This is a genomic window from Planococcus circulans (genome assembly GCF_020023385.1).
In the GTDB taxonomy this organism is placed as follows: domain Bacteria; phylum Bacillota; class Bacilli; order Bacillales_A; family Planococcaceae; genus Planococcus.
On sequence record NZ_JAIQCL010000001.1, the window covers coordinates 722,832 to 739,406 of the forward strand.

Consider the following 16,575-nt stretch of genomic DNA (forward strand, 5'->3'; position numbering starts at 1 on the left):
AGGCTCTTTAGTTGATTATTTCACCAATAGGTTTCTGGCTTCTCTGAATTCCTTGATGTGGTGATCGATGATGTGCCCGTTTTCAATGACCACAGAATCGCGGATCAGGTCGGTCCAATTGCCTTCGACAAAATTATCGACCATCGGCGAGAATCCTTCGCTCAGCACTTTCGTGACCGTGTGCGGGAACATCGCCGGCGTGTTGTCCACTGTGTAATGGATGATGCCATCCACTGTATAGACGGGATCATCGATGGTCGACGGACGGGACGTTTCGATCTCCATGTTCGGGTCGCAGCTGACATCGACGATCATCGCGCCTTTTTTCAGGCGTTTCAAATCTTCTTTGTAGATGATGCGGTCGGTGCGTGTCGTGTCCCACATGACGCAGTTGACGAGAACGTCATAATTGCCCATATTCTTGATGAACAGCGATTCCAGCTTGCGTCCATAGACATCCACATCAGCACCTAAGCCGTGAAGGATGCGCAATACGCCTTTGGTCGTGTGGCCATTTCCAAGAACCGCCACTTTCGTTTCGTATGGCATTTTGCCGCAATATTGATAAGCTTGCAGAATCGCCGCTTCCCCGGCAACTTCACGGTTGCGGTAGAAGATGTAACGGCCGTCTTCAAACATTTCCTCCCAGGCAACCACAGTGTGGTCTCCTGCAAGCACCGAGTCTGTGAACGCGATATCCTGAACTGCATGAGCCCAACCAATCAAGAGTTTTCCAGGCGCCAATTGATCGAAATAATCCGCATTGCCCAATTTTACATCGACAATGGCGTCACATTGCAATACTCTTTCGCGCGAGACGAATTGAGCGCCGGAAACCTCATATTCGGCATCGGAAAAACCAAGGGCCTCACCATAGCCGACTTCAAAGAACAACTGCTTGATGTTCTTGATGTTCGGCATATCCTTCGGCAGAAGCGCTCTTCTTTTTTCATTGTTTTTATGACTGATGACAAATCCTATTGTGTACATAATAAAACCTCCAATTGATGAATGTTGTTAGATCCTGATCGGCTGATAATAGACATTTCGTACAGAATCGACCGGACAACCCTCAAAAATTGTCGAGTGAATTAATATATTCATATCGTTTCCGTATAGCTGATCTATTCTGCATCATACCATAAACCGGAAAAATTATAAGTACTTTGTAATACGAAATTTAAATAAAGATAATGAACGTTCACATTCAGGGAATCGATTCTTGACCATGATGAACCTGTGGGCTCTGCAAGCTTGAAAATGCTGTTGATGAACGAAATTTGCTGGCTTGGAGATGAATGCTGGTGCTATAGGAAAAACCACTCAAGACAGGAGTGCTTATTTCGATTGGATCAGCGCCTCTCTCCGTAAAGCCCGAAAATCGTTGGATGCCCAAAAGATTGGAAAGCGCAGGCTTGCGCTTTCCGTTTTTTCTTTTGTCCATCTATCTCAGATTTGGCTCAAGCCGCAGAAAGCGCCTGCCGGGTATTCGATGATGGCGTAGCTGCCGGACGTGATGGCGCCGTCCGGTTGGCGGTGTACGATGCCGCCGCGATCCTGGCACATTTCGATGCTTTGCTTCAAATCGGCGACGGCGAAATAGACGATCCACAGCGGCGGTAAGCCTTCGTTGACTCCGGCCTGATGGCAAATGCCGGCTGCCGGGTTGCCATCAGGTGTGTTCATCATGTAGTCGGCATATTCGCCCATCGGAAAATCACTGTGCTGCCAGCCGACGACCGCTTTGTAGAAATCGCGGACCCCCTCTGCATGATGGACAGTCAGATCTGAGGAAATGATGGAACCGGGCTGAATCTTGTTTTCTTCTGCCATTGAAAACACTCCCTTTTTATTTTCTATCCGGAATCATTCGCCACAACGATTTCAAAATCCTTTAAATTCCAATGAATAAAGAGATATGGTCCGGCTCCAGCTGACATTAAAAAGAGAAGAAACCTTTTCGCTTCTTCTCTCTAACTGTTATAACTCAATTGTTTTTTAACCATTTCCACCAAATAGGCCATATCCCCCACCCCATAACGCTGGTCACAGGGCAAAGGCAGGATATTCGCCGCGTACTGGTATTCGATGCTGTCTTCCGGACAGTCGTCGAGGACGTTTGGCCATAAGAGCGGAATGTAGATTTTATGCTCCGCCAGCCGGTTTCTGATTGGTATGCCGTCTTCCACCAGCAACGGGTAGGCGAAAGCGCCATCCGGCATGACGAGTTTCAGGGAATTCTCTCCATCCAGCTGGTTTTCCAGATAGGCATAGTTTTCATTCCGGATCCGGCAGCTCCGGTCGTAGTCGATGGCGCCCATCAAATTGTGCGTCACTTTGGACATTGCCCGAAGAGGCGTTTCCCCGAGGACGTCATCATTATCCTGAAAATCGGTATAATGCTCACTGCCCGTCCTTTCGTAACGGCCGAGTATATGCTTCATGCGCCCTTGGGATAGGTCCTGTTCGAGTTCTTCGTGCAAAATGGCATCGGTCGCCAAATACGCCCCATCCGGCACACCAAAAAACTTGCGGCAAGAGTAGATTGTGTCGATGCCAGGCAGCGGCTTCTGGAAAAAAGCCTGACTATGATCCAGAATCACCTGGCCATAATGCTGCTTCAGCGCACGCGTTTTTTCCTCTGTGATTTGTCCGTAAAAATTAACTATGTACAAATATTCCCCCGGCTTCAGCTTTACATCGAGAATCGGCTGAAACTCTTGATCCACATGATAATACTCGAATTCATAGCCATGCTTTTCCAGCAATTGGCTGACTGAGTCGCACAAGTAATAGGGAATGTACAACTTCGTTATGCGGCGTGCCTTCAGCAGATACAGCAAAGCATTTCTGCCCGTATTGAGGGCGATCAAATCGCTGTGAAATTCTTTATGAGCCAATTCTTCCATTCCAAAATATCCGCCGATTTCCTTCATCTCGGATCTCCTTTCAACCATCAAATTTTAAGTGGGGAGGGCGTGAACGCACCTCAAATGGGGGCAACCGCACCTCGTCATAAAAAAACAATTTATCCCTGCAAAATGAAAAATAACCGCGGAATGCCGGTTCAGTGAAATTTCCGGAGAAAATAGGACACTCATCCTCTTTCTTAGAACGCCAAACTTTCATCCAAAGGCTTTCTGATTCAGTAGCGTTTTTTACTGCTTGCGAACCTGATGCTATTTTATCATTCTACCCACAAAGAATACAGACAATTGAGATAATTTATATTAAGAGTGGACAAAAATAAAAACGCCGCCCGATTCGGCAGCGTCTCTTCATCTAAACATCTTCCTGGAACACGGCAAGCGGCAAAACTGCACTCACAATATACTGGCCCGCATCGACGATTTCGGAGATTTTGAGATCAACGCACAGGCTGCATAACAGATAAGCATCTTTAGGTTCGATCCCGTAATTCCCGGAGATGTGGTCCACCATCGCGCGGATGGAATCGCGGGCGGCTTCCATCAAGTCAGGGCCGACACCGGTCGTTCCGTAAAAGCCTTTATGGTCGACTTTCGGCGTCAGTGCGCCGGCTGTCTGGAACTGCGGCGCTGGAATCGTCATGCCTTTGAGGAGGCGGAATCTCAACGATGCCTGCATCGGGCATTCGAGTGCGGTCACGCAAACTTCGCCGTCGCCTTGTGCGGCATGGGCATCTCCACAGCTGAACATGGCACCCGCCACCTGCACCGGCAAATACAGCTTCGTGCCGACGGTCAATTGCCGCGTATCCATATTGCCGCCGAACGTTCCAGGCGGCATGATGGCCTGCCCTTCGGCGTTAGACGGACCAACACCCATCGTGCCAAGAAACGGCGTGATCGGCACTTTGATGTTGTCGCTGAAATGGATAAATTCGCCGTCACTTAAATCGAAAGTCCTCAAGTAAGCATCCGGAAACTCTTCGGGCAGCAAGCCCAGTCCCGGCAAAATCGCCATCCACCCCCAGCTTCCCGGCGTCAAATCGAGAATTTCCACTTCCAGCGTGTCGCCCGGGTCCGCTCCCCGGATTTCCACCGGTCCTGCGAGCGGATAGACTTTCCCCCAGTCGAGCGTGGCGATGTCGTCGGTCGTGGAATCCTTAGTGAATTGATTATCCGCCACTTCCCGGGTGGAGAAATCCACCTGGTCCCCGCTGTCGATCGTCAGCACCGGCTGCGGATTCTTGTCCCACGTGTAATGGACGCGGTCTTCGGGGAATTTATGTGTGTTGGCCACTTGTCATCACCTTTTTCTCTTGTTTTTAGAGTAGAAATAACGTTATTTTTCCAGTTAGATGGATATACTTTCTATATTCGGTTAAATACTTTCCCTTTTGCTGCAGTTACTTTCTGATCCAGCCTAAATACTTTCTATTGGGAGTAAATTGCTTTCCAAAACAAATAAACCCTTAGCCGCCCAAGTCCAGGAAAGCACAAACCCGCGCTTTCCGCTTCAAAATCGTATTTTTTGTGCTGCGGAACGCATTTTATTCGTAGTGAATCGCATTCCAGCCCTTATGGATCGTATTTGGCGCGCAGTGGATCGTATTCCATGCGCAATGAGTCGTACTAGCCAAGCACTTTCAAACTTGGCTTCTGGCCTTTCATCAGTTCGAGCTTTTCGATCGCATAGGCGACGTTGAGGACTTTTTCCTCCTGGAACGCAGGACCCATGATCTGCAGACCGACCGGCAATCCATCGCGGACGCCGCACGGGATGCTGAGTGCGGGCAGGCCGGTGAGATTTCCAGGTCCGGTAAAGCGGATGACTTCGTCCAAAAAGCTCAGGGCCTGGCCGTTGATGTCGACGGTGCTGTCGCCGATCGGCGGTGACAGGAACGGCAAGGTCGGGGAAATGAGCACGTCCACTTTTTCAAATGCCGCTGCAAAATCGAGATCCAGCTTACGGCGGATCTGCTGAGCCTGCACGTAATCGACGCCCGACATCAACTCGCCCACCTCCAGTAAAAAGCGGACATCTTCTCCGAATTTCTCCGGCTGCTTCACCAAATTATCGTGGTGGACGGCGCTCGCTTCAGTTGTGATGGTGACGAGCTCCGCAAATTCGGCCATGGCAAGCGACGGAATCCGGATCGGCTCAATTCGCGCACCCAGCTTCTCCAGTTGTTGCAGCGCATTTTGCACGGCTTCATTGACACGGTTATCGACATTCTTGAAGAAATAGCCTTCCTCGATGCCGATGACTAGGCCTTTGACGTCTTCATTCAACTCTCCGGAATAATTTTGCGTCGGCCGGTCGACAGAAGTCGGATCTTTCGGATCATAGCCGCCGAGCACTTCCAAAAGCAGCGCTGCATCAAAAACGGTTTTCGTCATCGGGCCGATATGGTCGAGGCTCCACGACAGCGGAAAACAGCCATATTTGCTGATACGGCCAAGCGTTGGCTTCAGGCCGATGATGCCGCAGCTCGACGCCGGAATCCGGATCGAACCCCCAGTATCCGTACCGAGCGAAGCGATCGACATGTTCGCCGCCACTGCCGCACCCGACCCGCCGCTCGAGCCGCCTGGAATCTTGCTCAGGTCCCACGGATTCTTACAGGCGCCGTAATGCGGATTGGTGGTCGTCGCACCCCAGGCATACTCGTGCATATTGAGCTTGCCGTGGAAGGTCACGCCTGACAGCTTCAGCTTCGAGACGACTGTCGCGTCAAAGTCGGCAATAAACCCTTCGTGGATTTTCGAGCCCATCGTCGTCGGCTCATCTTTGAAATACAAGATATCCTTCAGCGCCATCGGAATGCCGTGCAGGAAGCCGCGGTAATTGCCGCTTTGGATCTCCTGCTCCGCCTGCCTCGCCGATTCCAGCGCCTGTTCTTTCTGCACGCGAATAAATGCATTGACGTCGCTGTTGTAGGCATCGACATTCGCCAACACCGCTTCAGTCAGTTCAACGGGTGACACCTGCTTGTCGCGCAGCTTCGGCGCCAGTTCCCCGATCGATTGTGCCGCTAATTCTTCATTCATAGCCGCTCACCTCCCGGCACATGCGTCAGCGCCATATCGAAATCCTTCAGCTGCGAATTGTCCACCGTGTCGCGCAATTGCTGCACCGCCTGCATCTGCTGCGCCAGCATTTCCTGGTGCGCCTCCGGCACCTGAATCCCCCGTGCCTTTAAAATCCTGTGAATTCCCTCTGCCATCGCAATTCCTCCCATTCGAATAGTTTGGTAAGGTGTGAGAATCTGAGTTGTCTACCGCCAGTTTATCACAATCGACAGACTGTTCAGATAGTTTAAAGGCGATTTTCAGCAGAATAAAACCCTGTCCGGCAAGAAGATGTCTTGCCGGCCAGGGTTTTAGGGGAAGATGTGGCGTGTTGCCTCGTCATTTTGTCGTATTGCCGCTACTTTTTTCCAGTTAATTGGATATACAAGCCGAATTGGACAATATACAGTCCAACCGGCTGCAAATACTGTCCATTCAGCCTGAATACTGTCCAACCGGAGCATACTACTGTCCGGAGCCCGAAAACCCCTTAAATGCCCAAGCCCGGGAAAGCGCAAGCCTGCGCTTTCCGCTGCGTACTTTCGGACCGAAGCGGTTTTCGCTTGGGTCCCCGCACTTAGCCATCTACTGTTTTCCGAACCTTCGACAGCAGCGGACGCCCGTTGCTCCAGACGACGTTTACCGGCATGTCGAAGAAATTAGAAAGATGCTCGCTGGTGATCAGCTCGCCTGTGTCGCCGGAAGCGAAGACGTGGCCCGCTTTCAAGAGCAGGGTTTTATTGAACTCCGGCAAGATTTCTTCTATATGATGGGTGACGTAGATGATGGTCGGACCGTCCGGCTTTTGGGCAATGGCGGCGATCGATTCGAGCAGTTCTTCGCGGGCGATGAAATCGAGTCCGGCCGTCGGCTCATCCAGAATCAGCAGCTCCGGGTCGGCCATCAAGGCACGGCCGATCAGCACGCGCTGCTTTTCGCCTTGCGACAGGGTATGGTAATTCCGGTTGGCGTACTCGAGGCAGCCCAGTTCCCGAAGGATCTCGACGCCTTTTCGGTCGATCGCTTCGGTCGTTTCCTGATACAGGCCGAGTGAAGCGAACGCTCCGCTCAGGACCACTTCATAGGCATTGTCATAAGTGGGCAACTTCTGCTGGACTGACGCCGACACAAAGCCGATCTGGCTGCGCAGCTTTTCCGCCAGGTAGGTCTTGCCGAACTCCAGGCCGAGCACGGTGACTTTTCCTTCCGTCGGGAAAAAATACGCATTGATCAAATCCAGGAGCGACGTTTTGCCGGCACCGTTCAAGCCATACAGCACCCAGTGCTCTCCTTTACGGATCTGCCAATTGACGTCCTCCAACAACAACTTGTCGTCTCTTCGCCGCGTGACTCCTTCCAGTTCCAGAATCGTCTTCATAGCCGGATATCCTCTTTTCGCTGGACACGCGCGACTTGTCCTTCTGCGAGCGGATCCGCCTCACGAAGGTTGCCGAAATCAAGGCCGGCCAGTTTTTCAATCTGTGAAATCGGCACCTGATACGTCCCGAATTGCCCGTAGACGAATTCCAGATTCCCGCCAATCAAATCTTCCTGCGTCTGCAGATAGGCAGTAGCCGACAGGGAAGTTCCGTCTTTCACCATCACCGCCACTTTCCAGAACTGGTCCGGAATCTGCGCATCACGGTAACTCGTGTCGTCGTCCCGGAACACCGGACCTGTGAACACCGAAATCTTCAAGCCGGATTCGCGTGCATTGTCCAATACATAATCCTCCAGATCCAACCACGCTTTCTGGTTGAAATTCTTATGCTGCGGCGAGCAATTAGTGAAATGGAAAGTATGCTCGTTGGCCTTCACCGCATCGATGCCCCAATTCGGATCGCGGCGGCGCACCAAATGGCCGCGGTCGATATCATTTGATTGATAAAATTCCGGTCCGATCTGGCAGGCTTCGTCAATCCGCGGATCAAAATACCAGCGGTCGTTGCCGCGCTTGACATCGACCAGCTGATTGCCGTCGATATTGACCGCCGTGTAGAACGCAAGCCGGCGCGACTTGCTCATGGCAATCGAAAAATGGGTATAATCCAGGACGGTTTTGCCGTCGCTCGTCTGTGCAGCGTCGTCCATTAAGGCAGTTCCCAGAACCGGCAATGGCACTTCGAACCCGGCGCCCAGAAATGCAGGGTCGTAGCCGGAAGCATCGGCGTACCAATCCTCTTCCAGAATCCCCACTTCCATCGGCTCGGCTACTGAACCCGGCATGACGACGGCCAGCAATTGATCCAGCAGTTTACGTGAACGGTCGTCTTCCAAACTACTGCGCGCTTCACTGAGATGATGGATGATCGAACTGATCCGGATGCCTTCATTGGCAATCCAAAGACGATTGTCTTTCGGGTCCGGAACGCCCGCATGATGCAGGGCGACGACCACCCATTGGTCATTGAAGACTGGCGAGCCAGACGAACCCGGTTCCGTATCGCTGACGTACTGGACAAAATCGGAAGAGATGAACTTAACTTCATTTTCACGGATGGTGATTGCTTTCGGACCACCGTTCGGATGTTGGATGATGGTCACGTATTCGCCTTCGAGGATTTTCCCGGGCTTCGGCAACAGCGGTAAATAGCCGAAATCGGTCAACGGAATGTCGTGCTGATTGTTTTCTTCCACCGCCACAAGCGTAAAGTCCAGCGCCTCGTCGGTGATGAAAAGCGCTTCCGGATCCAGGCGGAAGCTGATGATATCAAGCGGCATGAACTGGACATCATCCTCGTAATTGAACTCCGCCACCGCGTACATCGCCGCTTCCGGCGTTTCCAGCACATGATTATTCGTCAGCAGCAGGTTCGGCGCCACCAGAAATCCGGTGCCGTAGCTCTGCAGCTGGCCTGAACGGCTGCGGATTGCGATGCGGCAAACGGCTTTGCTAACATCGAGGCCCGCCTGCAGATGCGCAATCGGAAACAGATCACTTTGATTGATGATCCGTTCCATCGCCAAGTTGTCATGGTGATTGATGATGCTCGACCGCGTCATCATTCGTTCCTTCGAAGTCGCCGCCTGTTTTGCCACTCTGCGCTCCTCCTCGAATGCCAAATACCGCGCTAATGCTTCCTGCTGAATCCGCTCCAATTGATTGACCATGCCCGGCCATCCCCTTCCACTAAATAAACTATATTTTTCAATTAAAAATTTAATATTCTATTAATTTCCTTTAGAAAAAGTTTATCACAATTGCGCGCAGAAAACCCATTCCAAGTGATGGAATGGGCTGGGAGTTGTGCCGCTTAACGTGACCATTTTTTATTGTCATTCTTCACAAATGTCTCTTCGCCGGTTTTTGGATCGCGGATGATTTTGTCATCGGTCGGGACATCCCCTGCACCTTCGTCGGGTGCGTTCTGGAAGTCGTCACCTGCAGTTTCACGTACGTCGCCTTTGCCGGCAGATTCCCAGCCTTCATCGCTGCCGCTCAACATCTCGCTTGTCTTCTTGACGACTTTATCGAGCGTCGACTCATCGTGGTCCCCGCTATGTTCTGGATTTCGTTTGTGTTCATCGCCTCTACTCATGATGGATCCCTCCTGAACTGTTGTTGCTATACTTTACCCGCTGCCGGTGGAAATAATCATCCCTGAAGAGCGCTGGATGGCGAAGCCATGGGAAAGCGCAAGCCTGCGCTTTCCGCTCTTGAGGCGTCCGTATTGGTTTGCGGCTTGTATTTTGGGAGTTTGGACAGTATTATACTTCGGTTGGACTGTATTTGATGCCAGTTGGACTGTATATTGTGCATGTTAGCTTGTATCTCCATGAGATAGTTGTTGGTTGCGATGATTTATTCCAATTAAATGGTTATACTTTCTGATTTGACTCGGATACTTTCTAATTAGGCATAAATACTTTCTGTTTTTGGCAGAATACTTTCCAATCGTCCATAAATACTTTCCAATCCACAAAAAAGCCATCGCCAAGCATATAAGAGCTTGGCGATGGTTTTAATTACTTCTATTATAAATTGCGCTTTGGATGCGGCTGGGTGATGTCGACCGCGAATACGTTGATGCGGTTGACCATCAAGTCGCGGATGCCGTAGATTGGGCGTTCGTTTTCCTGGATGGTTTCGATATAGGCATTCACCTGATCCTGGATGTAGACGCCAAACGGCTTGTCCTTATATGTGTCGTCGAGGCTATCGACGCCGGACTCGAAGGATTTTTCGAAATACAGGTTCGACACTTCGATGCCTGTCAGCTTGTCCTCTTCCATATGGGTGCCGACCACTTTGTAATAGTTGCCGTACTCGTCGCGCACCAAATCCGCTTCGACAATTTTTTGCATACTCATGGCTTTCATCTCCTCTCTTACCCCTATTTCGACGGCCTTCCACAGATTCCTTCAACTAAATGCTTAGAGTTGCGAAGTACTGGGTAAACATTTACTCTAAACAGAACAACACAAAAGGAGAAATGCATAATGGATTTTATTACACTGAACAACGGAATAAAAATGCCGCAGCTGGGCTTTGGTGTCTGGCAGGTTGAAGACGATCAGGCGACGGCTGCTGTGGCGAAAGCGCTCGAGACGGGCTATAAATCGATTGATACCGCAATGATCTACCAAAACGAAAAAGGTGTCGGCAAAGCGCTGAAGGAAACTTCCGTGCCGCGTGAAGAGCTGTTCATCACGACCAAGGTGTGGAACAGCGACCAGGGCTATGGCAATACCTTGCGCGCTTTTGAGGAAAGCCTCGAGCGCCTTGGCCTCGATTACGTCGATCTGTACCTGATCCACTGGCCGACTCCGGAATTCGATAATTATATCGATACCTATAAAGCGTTGGAGCAATTGTATAAAGACGGCCGCGTCAAAGCGATCGGCGTCTGCAATTTCGAAGTCGAGCATTTGGAGCGTTTGCTTGCGGAATGCGACATTCCCCCGGTCCTGAACCAGGTCGAATGCCATCCCTACCTTGCACAAAATGAATTGAAGGAATTCTGCGCCAAGCATGACATATTCCTAGAAGCTTGGAGTCCGCTTGACCAAGGCGGCGATGTGCTGAAGGATGAGAACATCCAGAAAATCGCTGATGCCAAAGGCAAATCGCCGGCTCAGGTTGTGCTGCGCTGGCATCTGCAGAACGGTACGATTGTGATTCCGAAATCGGTGACGCCGTCACGCATCGAGGAGAACTTCAATGTTTTCGATTTCGATTTGACGGAATCCGAGATGAATGAAATCGACGAGCTCAACAAGGACCGCCGCAAAGGCGCCCATCCGAATGAAATGAATGTACGGTAATAAAATCAGAAGCCGCCTCTTCCAACCGAAGAGGCGGCTTTCTCTGTTATTTTCACATTTTGGCATACTCCCTGTGAAAACGGGTAAATTCTTGATAACTAGAATTTATTGGAGGAGGGAAAGCCGTTGAGACATCTTCTTGCACTTGCAATCAAATTTGTGATGGTGGCCATTGTCCTTTTACTTGTTCTCACGTGGATGTTCGATGTTCCGTTCGTTGATACGTTGCTGATCAGCCTGGCGCTGACGGCGTTGTCCTATGCGATGGGCGACATCATGATTTTCCTGAACGCCGGCAGTCCGGAAAATCAGTCGACGCGCAATACCGTAGCGACTTTTGTTGATTTCGTCACGGCGTTCCTGGTCATTTGGCTGATCGGCTGGCTGTTGACGGGACAGAATTTTGAAATGGTGACGCCGGCTCTGGTTGCTGCATTGGTCATTTCAGCCGGTGAATGGTTCTTCCATCTGTATGTGGACCGCTCCGTGGTGCCAGAGTACAATAATTACAAGTCGGCTAGAGGGTGAATTGAATTGTGTGGGTGCCAGGCACCAAATAGCAGATTTCCACTCAAAAGAGGTTGAATTCCATCATTTTCAATGGGATTCAACCTCTTTTTCACACTGCCTGCAAATCGTTTTCCGCAGACTTTGACAACTCTTACTCACCTATAATGCTTTTCCACAAAAGCCCGCTCCTGCTCAGCGGTCATCAAGCCAGTGGCTCTTCCGACAGTGCCCCCGTGCCAATCCCAAATGGTGTTGTGGACATGGACTGCATTGGAGAAGTCGCTTTGTTTCCACGCGGTTAAAGTCGTTTCGTAAAAATCACTGTGCTCGTAATGGTCCTTGTTGGCCTCGACGATTGTCAGGAGGTCATCGATATTGTCAGGCGTCATCTCGATGGCGCCTTTCTTCTTGTCAGCGATGATTTTCTGGTGCGTCATCTGATGCAGATTGATTTGCAGCCTGACTTCCTTCATATCAGCTTCGTCTTCTCCAGTTTCAGGCTTTTCGGCCTCCACTTCTTGTCCTTCGCGTTCCTCGATTTTATCGGCCACTTCCGAGATTTCCCCTGCCCCTGAGGAATTCTGCACGATGAAATAATAACCCGCTGCCATGAGCAGTGCTCCTACTCCCAAAATAATTCCTGACGCCTTTATCCTTTTTTTCATTTCCCTGCCACTCCTCGATTTCATTGGTTCATGACTATATTCCTATCTAATTATGAAGAAATCGGGACTGTGATACAACCTATTTCTTCACTATCCAGAAATCATCAGATGGAGCAAGTCCCAGTGGAGATCGCTATCCTTTAGTACATAAAAAAAACTTTATTTGACTGAATATTCAATTATAAATACAATGAGAGCGTATGCCCTCCTAAGTTATATGATTTTGTGAGTTGAATTCCCTGACACTCTGCTCTCGGCGGAGTTAAAGATCATCTATTCAACTTGGACAAAAAGCAGGTAGTTGGAGAGGCAGAACACAAGCAATGCAAATCCAGAAAGGACGTGTCGGGAAATGAAAGCAGCAGTCATTTACGGAGAGAAAGACGTGCGGATCGAAGATTTCAAAGTGGCGGAAGTGACCGAAGGGAAAGTGAAAGTAAAAGTGGCGTGGACCGGAATTTGCGGAAGCGACCTGCATGCCTATCACCATGGATTGGGCATCGCCTATGAAAAACATGCGATTTCAGGACGCCAGGTGCCTTTGGTGCTCGGCCATGAATTTGCAGGCACAGTCGAAGAAATTGGAGAAGGTGTGACGAATGTTGCAGTCGGCGACCGGGTCGCAATCGAGCCGGTATTGTACTGCGGCAGCTGTGAGTTTTGCCGCAAAGGCGATTACAACCTTTGTGAAGTGTCAAATGTCGGCTTTTTGGGACTGGCTTCAGATGGCGGGTTTGCGGAGTATGCCGTTGCCGACTCGAAGTATTTCCACAAACTTCCGGATAACGTATCTCTTGAAGAAGGGGCGTTGGTGGAGCCGACTGCAGTCGCTTACCATGCCGTCCTGAAAAGCGGGTTGAAGTTCGGTGATTCCACGGCGATTTTCGGAGCTGGACCAATCGGCCTGTTGCTGCTGCTTTGTGCACAGGCGGCTGGTGCTGCCGAAACCTTTGTCGTCGACATATCCCAGGAACGTCTGGATAAAGCCAAGGAGCTCGGTGCCACCTATACCATCAATCCGAAAGATGAAGACGCCGCCGGGAAAATCATGGCAATCACCGGCAATGGTGTCCAAGTAGCATTTGAAGCAGCAGGTGCACAACCTACCTTCTCAACAGCCCTGTCCGCATTGAAAAGGAAAGGGACGCTGCTGGTCGTGGCCGGCTTTTCGCAGGAACTGACTTTCGATCCGAACGCCTTGTTGTTCAAGGAAGCAAAAATCGAATTCACGCTGGCCTATGCCAACGACTTCCCTCCTGTCATCAAAGCCATTTCTGAAGGCAAGCTCGACGTCAAGAAAGTCATCACCAAGCAAATCAAGCTGAATGATCTAGTCAAGGACGGCTTGGAACTTTTGACAGTTGACAAGAGCCAGGCGAAGATATTGGTCAGTCCAAACTAAAATAAACTGTAAAAAATCACCGCCCCTTCAATCATCGAAGAGGCGGTGATTTTATTTCCTGCCAGTCAGCGCGGCTTTTCGTCCGCAAATGCACCGGCAATCTTCTGTACTGTGTTCCAGAAAGCCGGACTTATGCCTCCCTGTGATTTCACATAGGCGCTCAAGCGGTAAGCCAGGTAAATGCCCCCGACATCGATCAGGACATCGCTCAACCTTCCGCTTCTTTCGAAAAACAGCTGCAGGAATTCCGTGAAGAAGGCAAACAAACTGGCCAGAACGATTGCTTTCCGGTTGTTCCCAAGGGTCTTCGCCAACAACAGGAACAGGATGCCGAAGGATAGGGCATGGCCGATTTTTTGGAACACATAGGTCCCGCTTTCCAAATGGATATCGCTTGTGATGAACAAATCCGACAGATTCGGGAACAGGCGAATATGGAAGCCGATTTCCTGAGCGAACAGCAGCGACTGAAAATTATAGTTGTTGGTGGCCAGCAGGATGCACAGCGCCCAGAAGATCACCGGTATGTACTTAGCTTTCAAAACACTCGTCCCTTCAGGTTTCTTCTATATGAAGCGCCTAATTGATTTCTCTATATTATATGGTTTCTGATTCTATTTGACTAGCCCGTACTTCCCGTCATATAAAAAATCCCAACTAGTGACACGTTGACGTGTCTTCCAATTGGGATTTCTGGTCCAGCATATGCATCAGCCCAGGATGTTACTCTTCGTCGTAAGCATTTAATGCATTTACACCGTGGGCCAATGCCGATCCGGCTTTCAATGCGGTGGCGACAAAAATGGATTCTGCCACTTCTTCTTTCGTTGCTCCTTGTTTCTTAGCGCCTTTTACGTGCAGGGAAATGCAGTAAGGACAACCGGTTGTATGGGCGACTGCCACAGCAATCAATTCTTTTTCTTTCACAGTCAATAAGCCCGCTTTCAGGGAAGCTGTATCGAAATTGACAAATGCACTGAACGCATCACCGTTCAATTTTGAGAATTCCGCTAAGCGGCTGAAGTATACTTCTTTATACAGTTCTTCATCCGGATTTTCATCATAGGCATTCAGCGCGTTGACGCCGTGTGCCATCGCAGAACCCGCTTTTAAAGCTGTCGCGACCAAAATTGTTTCCGCCATTTCTTCTTTGGACATATGAAGGTTTTTCGCGTTTTTGACATGGAGGTCGATGCAGTAAGGGCAACCTGTCACATGTGCGACTGCCACAGCAATCAATTCTTTCAGTTTCGCAGACAGCTCGTTTTCCTGCAAGGCCGCTGTGTCAAATTGTACAAAAGCTTTAAACGCTTCCGGTGCCAGTTTGCCGAATTCAGGCAGGCGGGCGAAATTCTTTTTTTCATATAAGTTTTTGCTTCCAGTCAAGTTCATTAAAATCTTCTCCATTCTATTGGTTAGTTGTTAATCCATTGTATTTGGCAGGAACAAGGCGATATCCGGGAAAATATATAACAGGATCACCACTGCCAGAATCGGGACGATGAATATCGTCGCCCCTTTGAAGATATCGATGATTTCCAGATCCTTGGTAACCCCTTTCAGAACAAAGACGTTCATGCCGATCGGTGGTGAAATCAAAGCGATTTCCACGACCAGGACAATCATGACGCCAAACCAGATCAAGTCGAAATTCAGGATTTCGAGGATCGGCATCAAAATCGGAATCGTCACCACCATCATCGCCAACGAATCCATAATTGCGCCAAGAAGGATGAACAGGCAGATGATCAATACAAAAATCATGGTAGCGGATAAATCGGCTGTCAGCAGGAACTCTGCCAACAAATTCGGAACTCGTGTCAGTACAAGGATATAGTTGAGGATGAACGCACCAAGAATGATGGCGAACAAAAAACCGGTCGTCCGCAATGTACCGAGCAACGCTTCCGTAAAACTCTTCAGATTCAATCGGCGGCGGATGACCCCGATCAGGAATGCACCGAATGCACCGACTCCCGCCGACTCCGTAGCTGTGAAATAGCCGAAGTAAATGCCCCCCATCACCAGTACGAACAACAGAAGAATCCAGATATTCGAACTTAGTGATGAAAAGCGCTCTTTCCAGCTGACGTATTCAGGAACTGCAGCTGTAATCATGGAAGGCTTGATCAACACGCAAATGTAAATGGTCAGCATGAAAAACAAGGTCAGCAAAATACCGGGAAAGATGCCCGCCGTCAACAGTTTTCCAACAGACTGTTCCGTAAGCATCCCGTAGACGATAAACGTTGTACTCGGCGGAATCAGAATGCCGAGGGCACCACCGGCGACAATCGAACCGCCCGCCAAGCTTTTGCTGTAGCCGCCTTTCAGCATCTCTTTTGTCGCAATGACTCCCATGGTTCCGGTAGTTGCCACGCTGGAGCCGGAAGCTGTCGCGAACATCGCTGAAGCTCCAATCGTCGCCATTCCGAGTCCACCTTTCAGATTACCGAACCAATTCTTGAAAGTTTTGAACAAATCATCGGTCACTCCAGAAGCGAACAGCAATTGTCCCATCAGCACGAATAACGGGATGGTGCTCAACGTGTAATGATAGCTTTGAGTCCATACCACACTGTGGATCACCGATGCTAACGTATCCCAACCCCGCAGGAAAATAATCGCAAAACTCGCGGGAATGACCATTGCGATGGCGATCGGTACGCGCAAAAACATCAAGACGAAAACCGCAGCTACCACTAATACACCAACTGTTTCTGTCGACATGGCCTTC

17 protein-coding genes are annotated in these 16,575 nt (G+C 50.0%); 3 read left to right on the forward strand and 14 right to left on the reverse strand.

What is annotated here, in order from left to right:
- Window positions 1-15: 15 nt before the first annotated feature.
- From K8U60_RS03550 to K8U60_RS03595, 10 genes are all read right to left on the reverse strand, one after another.
- Window positions 16-990 carry a N(5)-(carboxyethyl)ornithine synthase gene (locus K8U60_RS03550; RefSeq protein ID WP_223634480.1) on the reverse strand — a complete coding sequence of 325 codons (975 nt, stop codon included), beginning with the start codon at window positions 988-990 and terminating at the stop codon, window positions 16-18.
- A 459-nt stretch (window positions 991-1,449) separates the two neighbouring features.
- Window positions 1,450-1,833, reverse strand: a complete 384-nt coding sequence (locus K8U60_RS03555) for a VOC family protein (RefSeq protein ID WP_223634893.1) — start codon at window positions 1,831-1,833, stop codon at window positions 1,450-1,452.
- Between the two features lie 140 nt (window positions 1,834-1,973).
- Window positions 1,974-2,936 carry a hypothetical protein gene (locus K8U60_RS03560; RefSeq protein ID WP_223634483.1) on the reverse strand — a complete coding sequence of 321 codons (963 nt, stop codon included), beginning with the start codon at window positions 2,934-2,936 and terminating at the stop codon, window positions 1,974-1,976.
- A gap of 346 nt (window positions 2,937-3,282) precedes the next feature.
- Window positions 3,283-4,224, reverse strand: coding sequence for an acetamidase/formamidase family protein (locus tag K8U60_RS03565; protein WP_223634486.1), 942 nt, complete (start codon window positions 4,222-4,224; stop codon window positions 3,283-3,285).
- A 332-nt stretch (window positions 4,225-4,556) separates the two neighbouring features.
- Window positions 4,557-5,975 carry an amidase gene (locus K8U60_RS03570; RefSeq protein WP_223634489.1) on the reverse strand — a complete coding sequence of 473 codons (1,419 nt, stop codon included), beginning with the start codon at window positions 5,973-5,975 and terminating at the stop codon, window positions 4,557-4,559.
- Window positions 5,972-6,151, reverse strand: a complete 180-nt coding sequence (locus K8U60_RS03575; RefSeq protein ID WP_223634492.1) for a hypothetical protein — start codon at window positions 6,149-6,151, stop codon at window positions 5,972-5,974. The genes K8U60_RS03570 and K8U60_RS03575 overlap by 4 nt, the downstream gene beginning before the upstream one ends.
- A gap of 422 nt (window positions 6,152-6,573) precedes the next feature.
- Complete coding sequence (locus K8U60_RS03580) at window positions 6,574-7,374, reverse strand: ABC transporter ATP-binding protein (RefSeq protein ID WP_223634495.1); 801 nt, start codon at window positions 7,372-7,374, stop codon at window positions 6,574-6,576.
- Window positions 7,371-9,107 carry a DNA/RNA non-specific endonuclease gene (locus K8U60_RS03585; RefSeq protein WP_223634498.1) on the reverse strand — a complete coding sequence of 579 codons (1,737 nt, stop codon included), beginning with the start codon at window positions 9,105-9,107 and terminating at the stop codon, window positions 7,371-7,373. The genes K8U60_RS03580 and K8U60_RS03585 overlap by 4 nt, the downstream gene beginning before the upstream one ends.
- Before the next feature lie 143 nt (window positions 9,108-9,250).
- Window positions 9,251-9,535: a hypothetical protein gene (locus K8U60_RS03590; RefSeq protein ID WP_223634501.1), complete on the reverse strand. Its 285-nt coding sequence runs from the start codon at window positions 9,533-9,535 to the stop codon at window positions 9,251-9,253.
- Between the two features lie 436 nt (window positions 9,536-9,971).
- Window positions 9,972-10,307 (reverse strand): hypothetical protein, encoded by a 336-nt coding sequence (locus K8U60_RS03595; RefSeq protein WP_223634504.1) that lies wholly within the window; start codon window positions 10,305-10,307, stop codon window positions 9,972-9,974.
- 129 nt (window positions 10,308-10,436) lie between these two features.
- On the opposite strand from K8U60_RS03595, the gene K8U60_RS03600 reads away from it, so the two are divergent.
- Window positions 10,437-11,261, forward strand: coding sequence for an aldo/keto reductase (locus K8U60_RS03600; RefSeq protein WP_223634507.1), 825 nt, complete (start codon window positions 10,437-10,439; stop codon window positions 11,259-11,261).
- A 126-nt stretch (window positions 11,262-11,387) separates the two neighbouring features.
- The gene (locus K8U60_RS03605) at window positions 11,388-11,789 is read left to right on the forward strand and encodes a DUF2512 family protein (RefSeq protein ID WP_223634510.1); all 402 of its coding nucleotides are present in this window, start codon (window positions 11,388-11,390) and stop codon (window positions 11,787-11,789) included.
- Window positions 11,790-11,926: 137 nt separating this feature from the next.
- Here the strand turns inward: K8U60_RS03605 and K8U60_RS03610 are convergent, their stop codons facing one another.
- Window positions 11,927-12,436, reverse strand: coding sequence for a DUF6241 domain-containing protein (locus K8U60_RS03610; RefSeq protein WP_223634512.1), 510 nt, complete (start codon window positions 12,434-12,436; stop codon window positions 11,927-11,929).
- Between the two features lie 352 nt (window positions 12,437-12,788).
- On the opposite strand from K8U60_RS03610, the gene K8U60_RS03615 reads away from it, so the two are divergent.
- The gene (locus K8U60_RS03615; protein ID WP_223634514.1) at window positions 12,789-13,838 is read left to right on the forward strand and encodes a 2,3-butanediol dehydrogenase; all 1,050 of its coding nucleotides are present in this window, start codon (window positions 12,789-12,791) and stop codon (window positions 13,836-13,838) included.
- Window positions 13,839-13,903: 65 nt separating this feature from the next.
- On the opposite strand, the gene K8U60_RS03620 is transcribed toward K8U60_RS03615, so the two are convergent.
- The 3 genes from K8U60_RS03620 to K8U60_RS03630 all read right to left on the reverse strand — a co-directional run bounded on the left by K8U60_RS03620 (window position 13,904) and on the right by K8U60_RS03630 (window position 16,568).
- Window positions 13,904-14,380 carry a VanZ family protein gene (locus tag K8U60_RS03620; protein WP_223634516.1) on the reverse strand — a complete coding sequence of 159 codons (477 nt, stop codon included), beginning with the start codon at window positions 14,378-14,380 and terminating at the stop codon, window positions 13,904-13,906.
- A gap of 181 nt (window positions 14,381-14,561) precedes the next feature.
- Window positions 14,562-15,230: a carboxymuconolactone decarboxylase family protein gene (locus K8U60_RS03625; RefSeq protein WP_223634518.1), complete on the reverse strand. Its 669-nt coding sequence runs from the start codon at window positions 15,228-15,230 to the stop codon at window positions 14,562-14,564.
- Window positions 15,231-15,260: 30 nt separating this feature from the next.
- A complete protein-coding gene (locus K8U60_RS03630) occupies window positions 15,261-16,568 on the reverse strand; it encodes a TRAP transporter large permease (RefSeq protein ID WP_223634520.1) in 1,308 nt (435 codons plus the stop codon).
- Between the last annotated feature and the right edge of the window lie 7 nt (window positions 16,569-16,575).

Excerpts from the sequence above, each read along its gene's own strand:
- K8U60_RS03585 (WP_223634498.1), bottom strand. The coding sequence starts at position 9,107 with ATGGTCAATCAATTGGAGCGGATTCAGCAGGAAGCATTAGCGCGGTAT.
- K8U60_RS03570 (WP_223634489.1), bottom strand. The coding sequence starts at position 5,975 with ATGAATGAAGAATTAGCGGCACAATCGATCGGGGAACTGGCGCCGAAG.
- K8U60_RS03575 (WP_223634492.1), bottom strand. The coding sequence starts at position 6,151 with ATGGCAGAGGGAATTCACAGGATTTTAAAGGCACGGGGGATTCAGGTG.
- K8U60_RS03590 (WP_223634501.1), bottom strand. The coding sequence starts at position 9,535 with ATGAGTAGAGGCGATGAACACAAACGAAATCCAGAACATAGCGGGGAC.
- K8U60_RS03630 (WP_223634520.1), bottom strand. The coding sequence starts at position 16,568 with ATGTCGACAGAAACAGTTGGTGTATTAGTGGTAGCTGCGGTTTTCGTC.
- K8U60_RS03560 (WP_223634483.1), bottom strand. The coding sequence starts at position 2,936 with ATGAAGGAAATCGGCGGATATTTTGGAATGGAAGAATTGGCTCATAAA.
- K8U60_RS03595 (WP_223634504.1), bottom strand. The coding sequence starts at position 10,307 with ATGAGTATGCAAAAAATTGTCGAAGCGGATTTGGTGCGCGACGAGTAC.
- K8U60_RS03555 (WP_223634893.1), bottom strand. The coding sequence starts at position 1,833 with ATGGCAGAAGAAAACAAGATTCAGCCCGGTTCCATCATTTCCTCAGAT.
- K8U60_RS03625 (WP_223634518.1), bottom strand. The coding sequence starts at position 15,230 with ATGAACTTGACTGGAAGCAAAAACTTATATGAAAAAAAGAATTTCGCC.
- K8U60_RS03600 (WP_223634507.1), top strand. The coding sequence starts at position 10,437 with ATGGATTTTATTACACTGAACAACGGAATAAAAATGCCGCAGCTGGGC.
- K8U60_RS03610 (WP_223634512.1), bottom strand. The coding sequence starts at position 12,436 with ATGAAAAAAAGGATAAAGGCGTCAGGAATTATTTTGGGAGTAGGAGCA.
- K8U60_RS03580 (WP_223634495.1), bottom strand. The coding sequence starts at position 7,374 with ATGAAGACGATTCTGGAACTGGAAGGAGTCACGCGGCGAAGAGACGAC.
- K8U60_RS03615 (WP_223634514.1), top strand. The coding sequence starts at position 12,789 with ATGAAAGCAGCAGTCATTTACGGAGAGAAAGACGTGCGGATCGAAGAT.
- K8U60_RS03550 (WP_223634480.1), bottom strand. The coding sequence starts at position 990 with ATGTACACAATAGGATTTGTCATCAGTCATAAAAACAATGAAAAAAGA.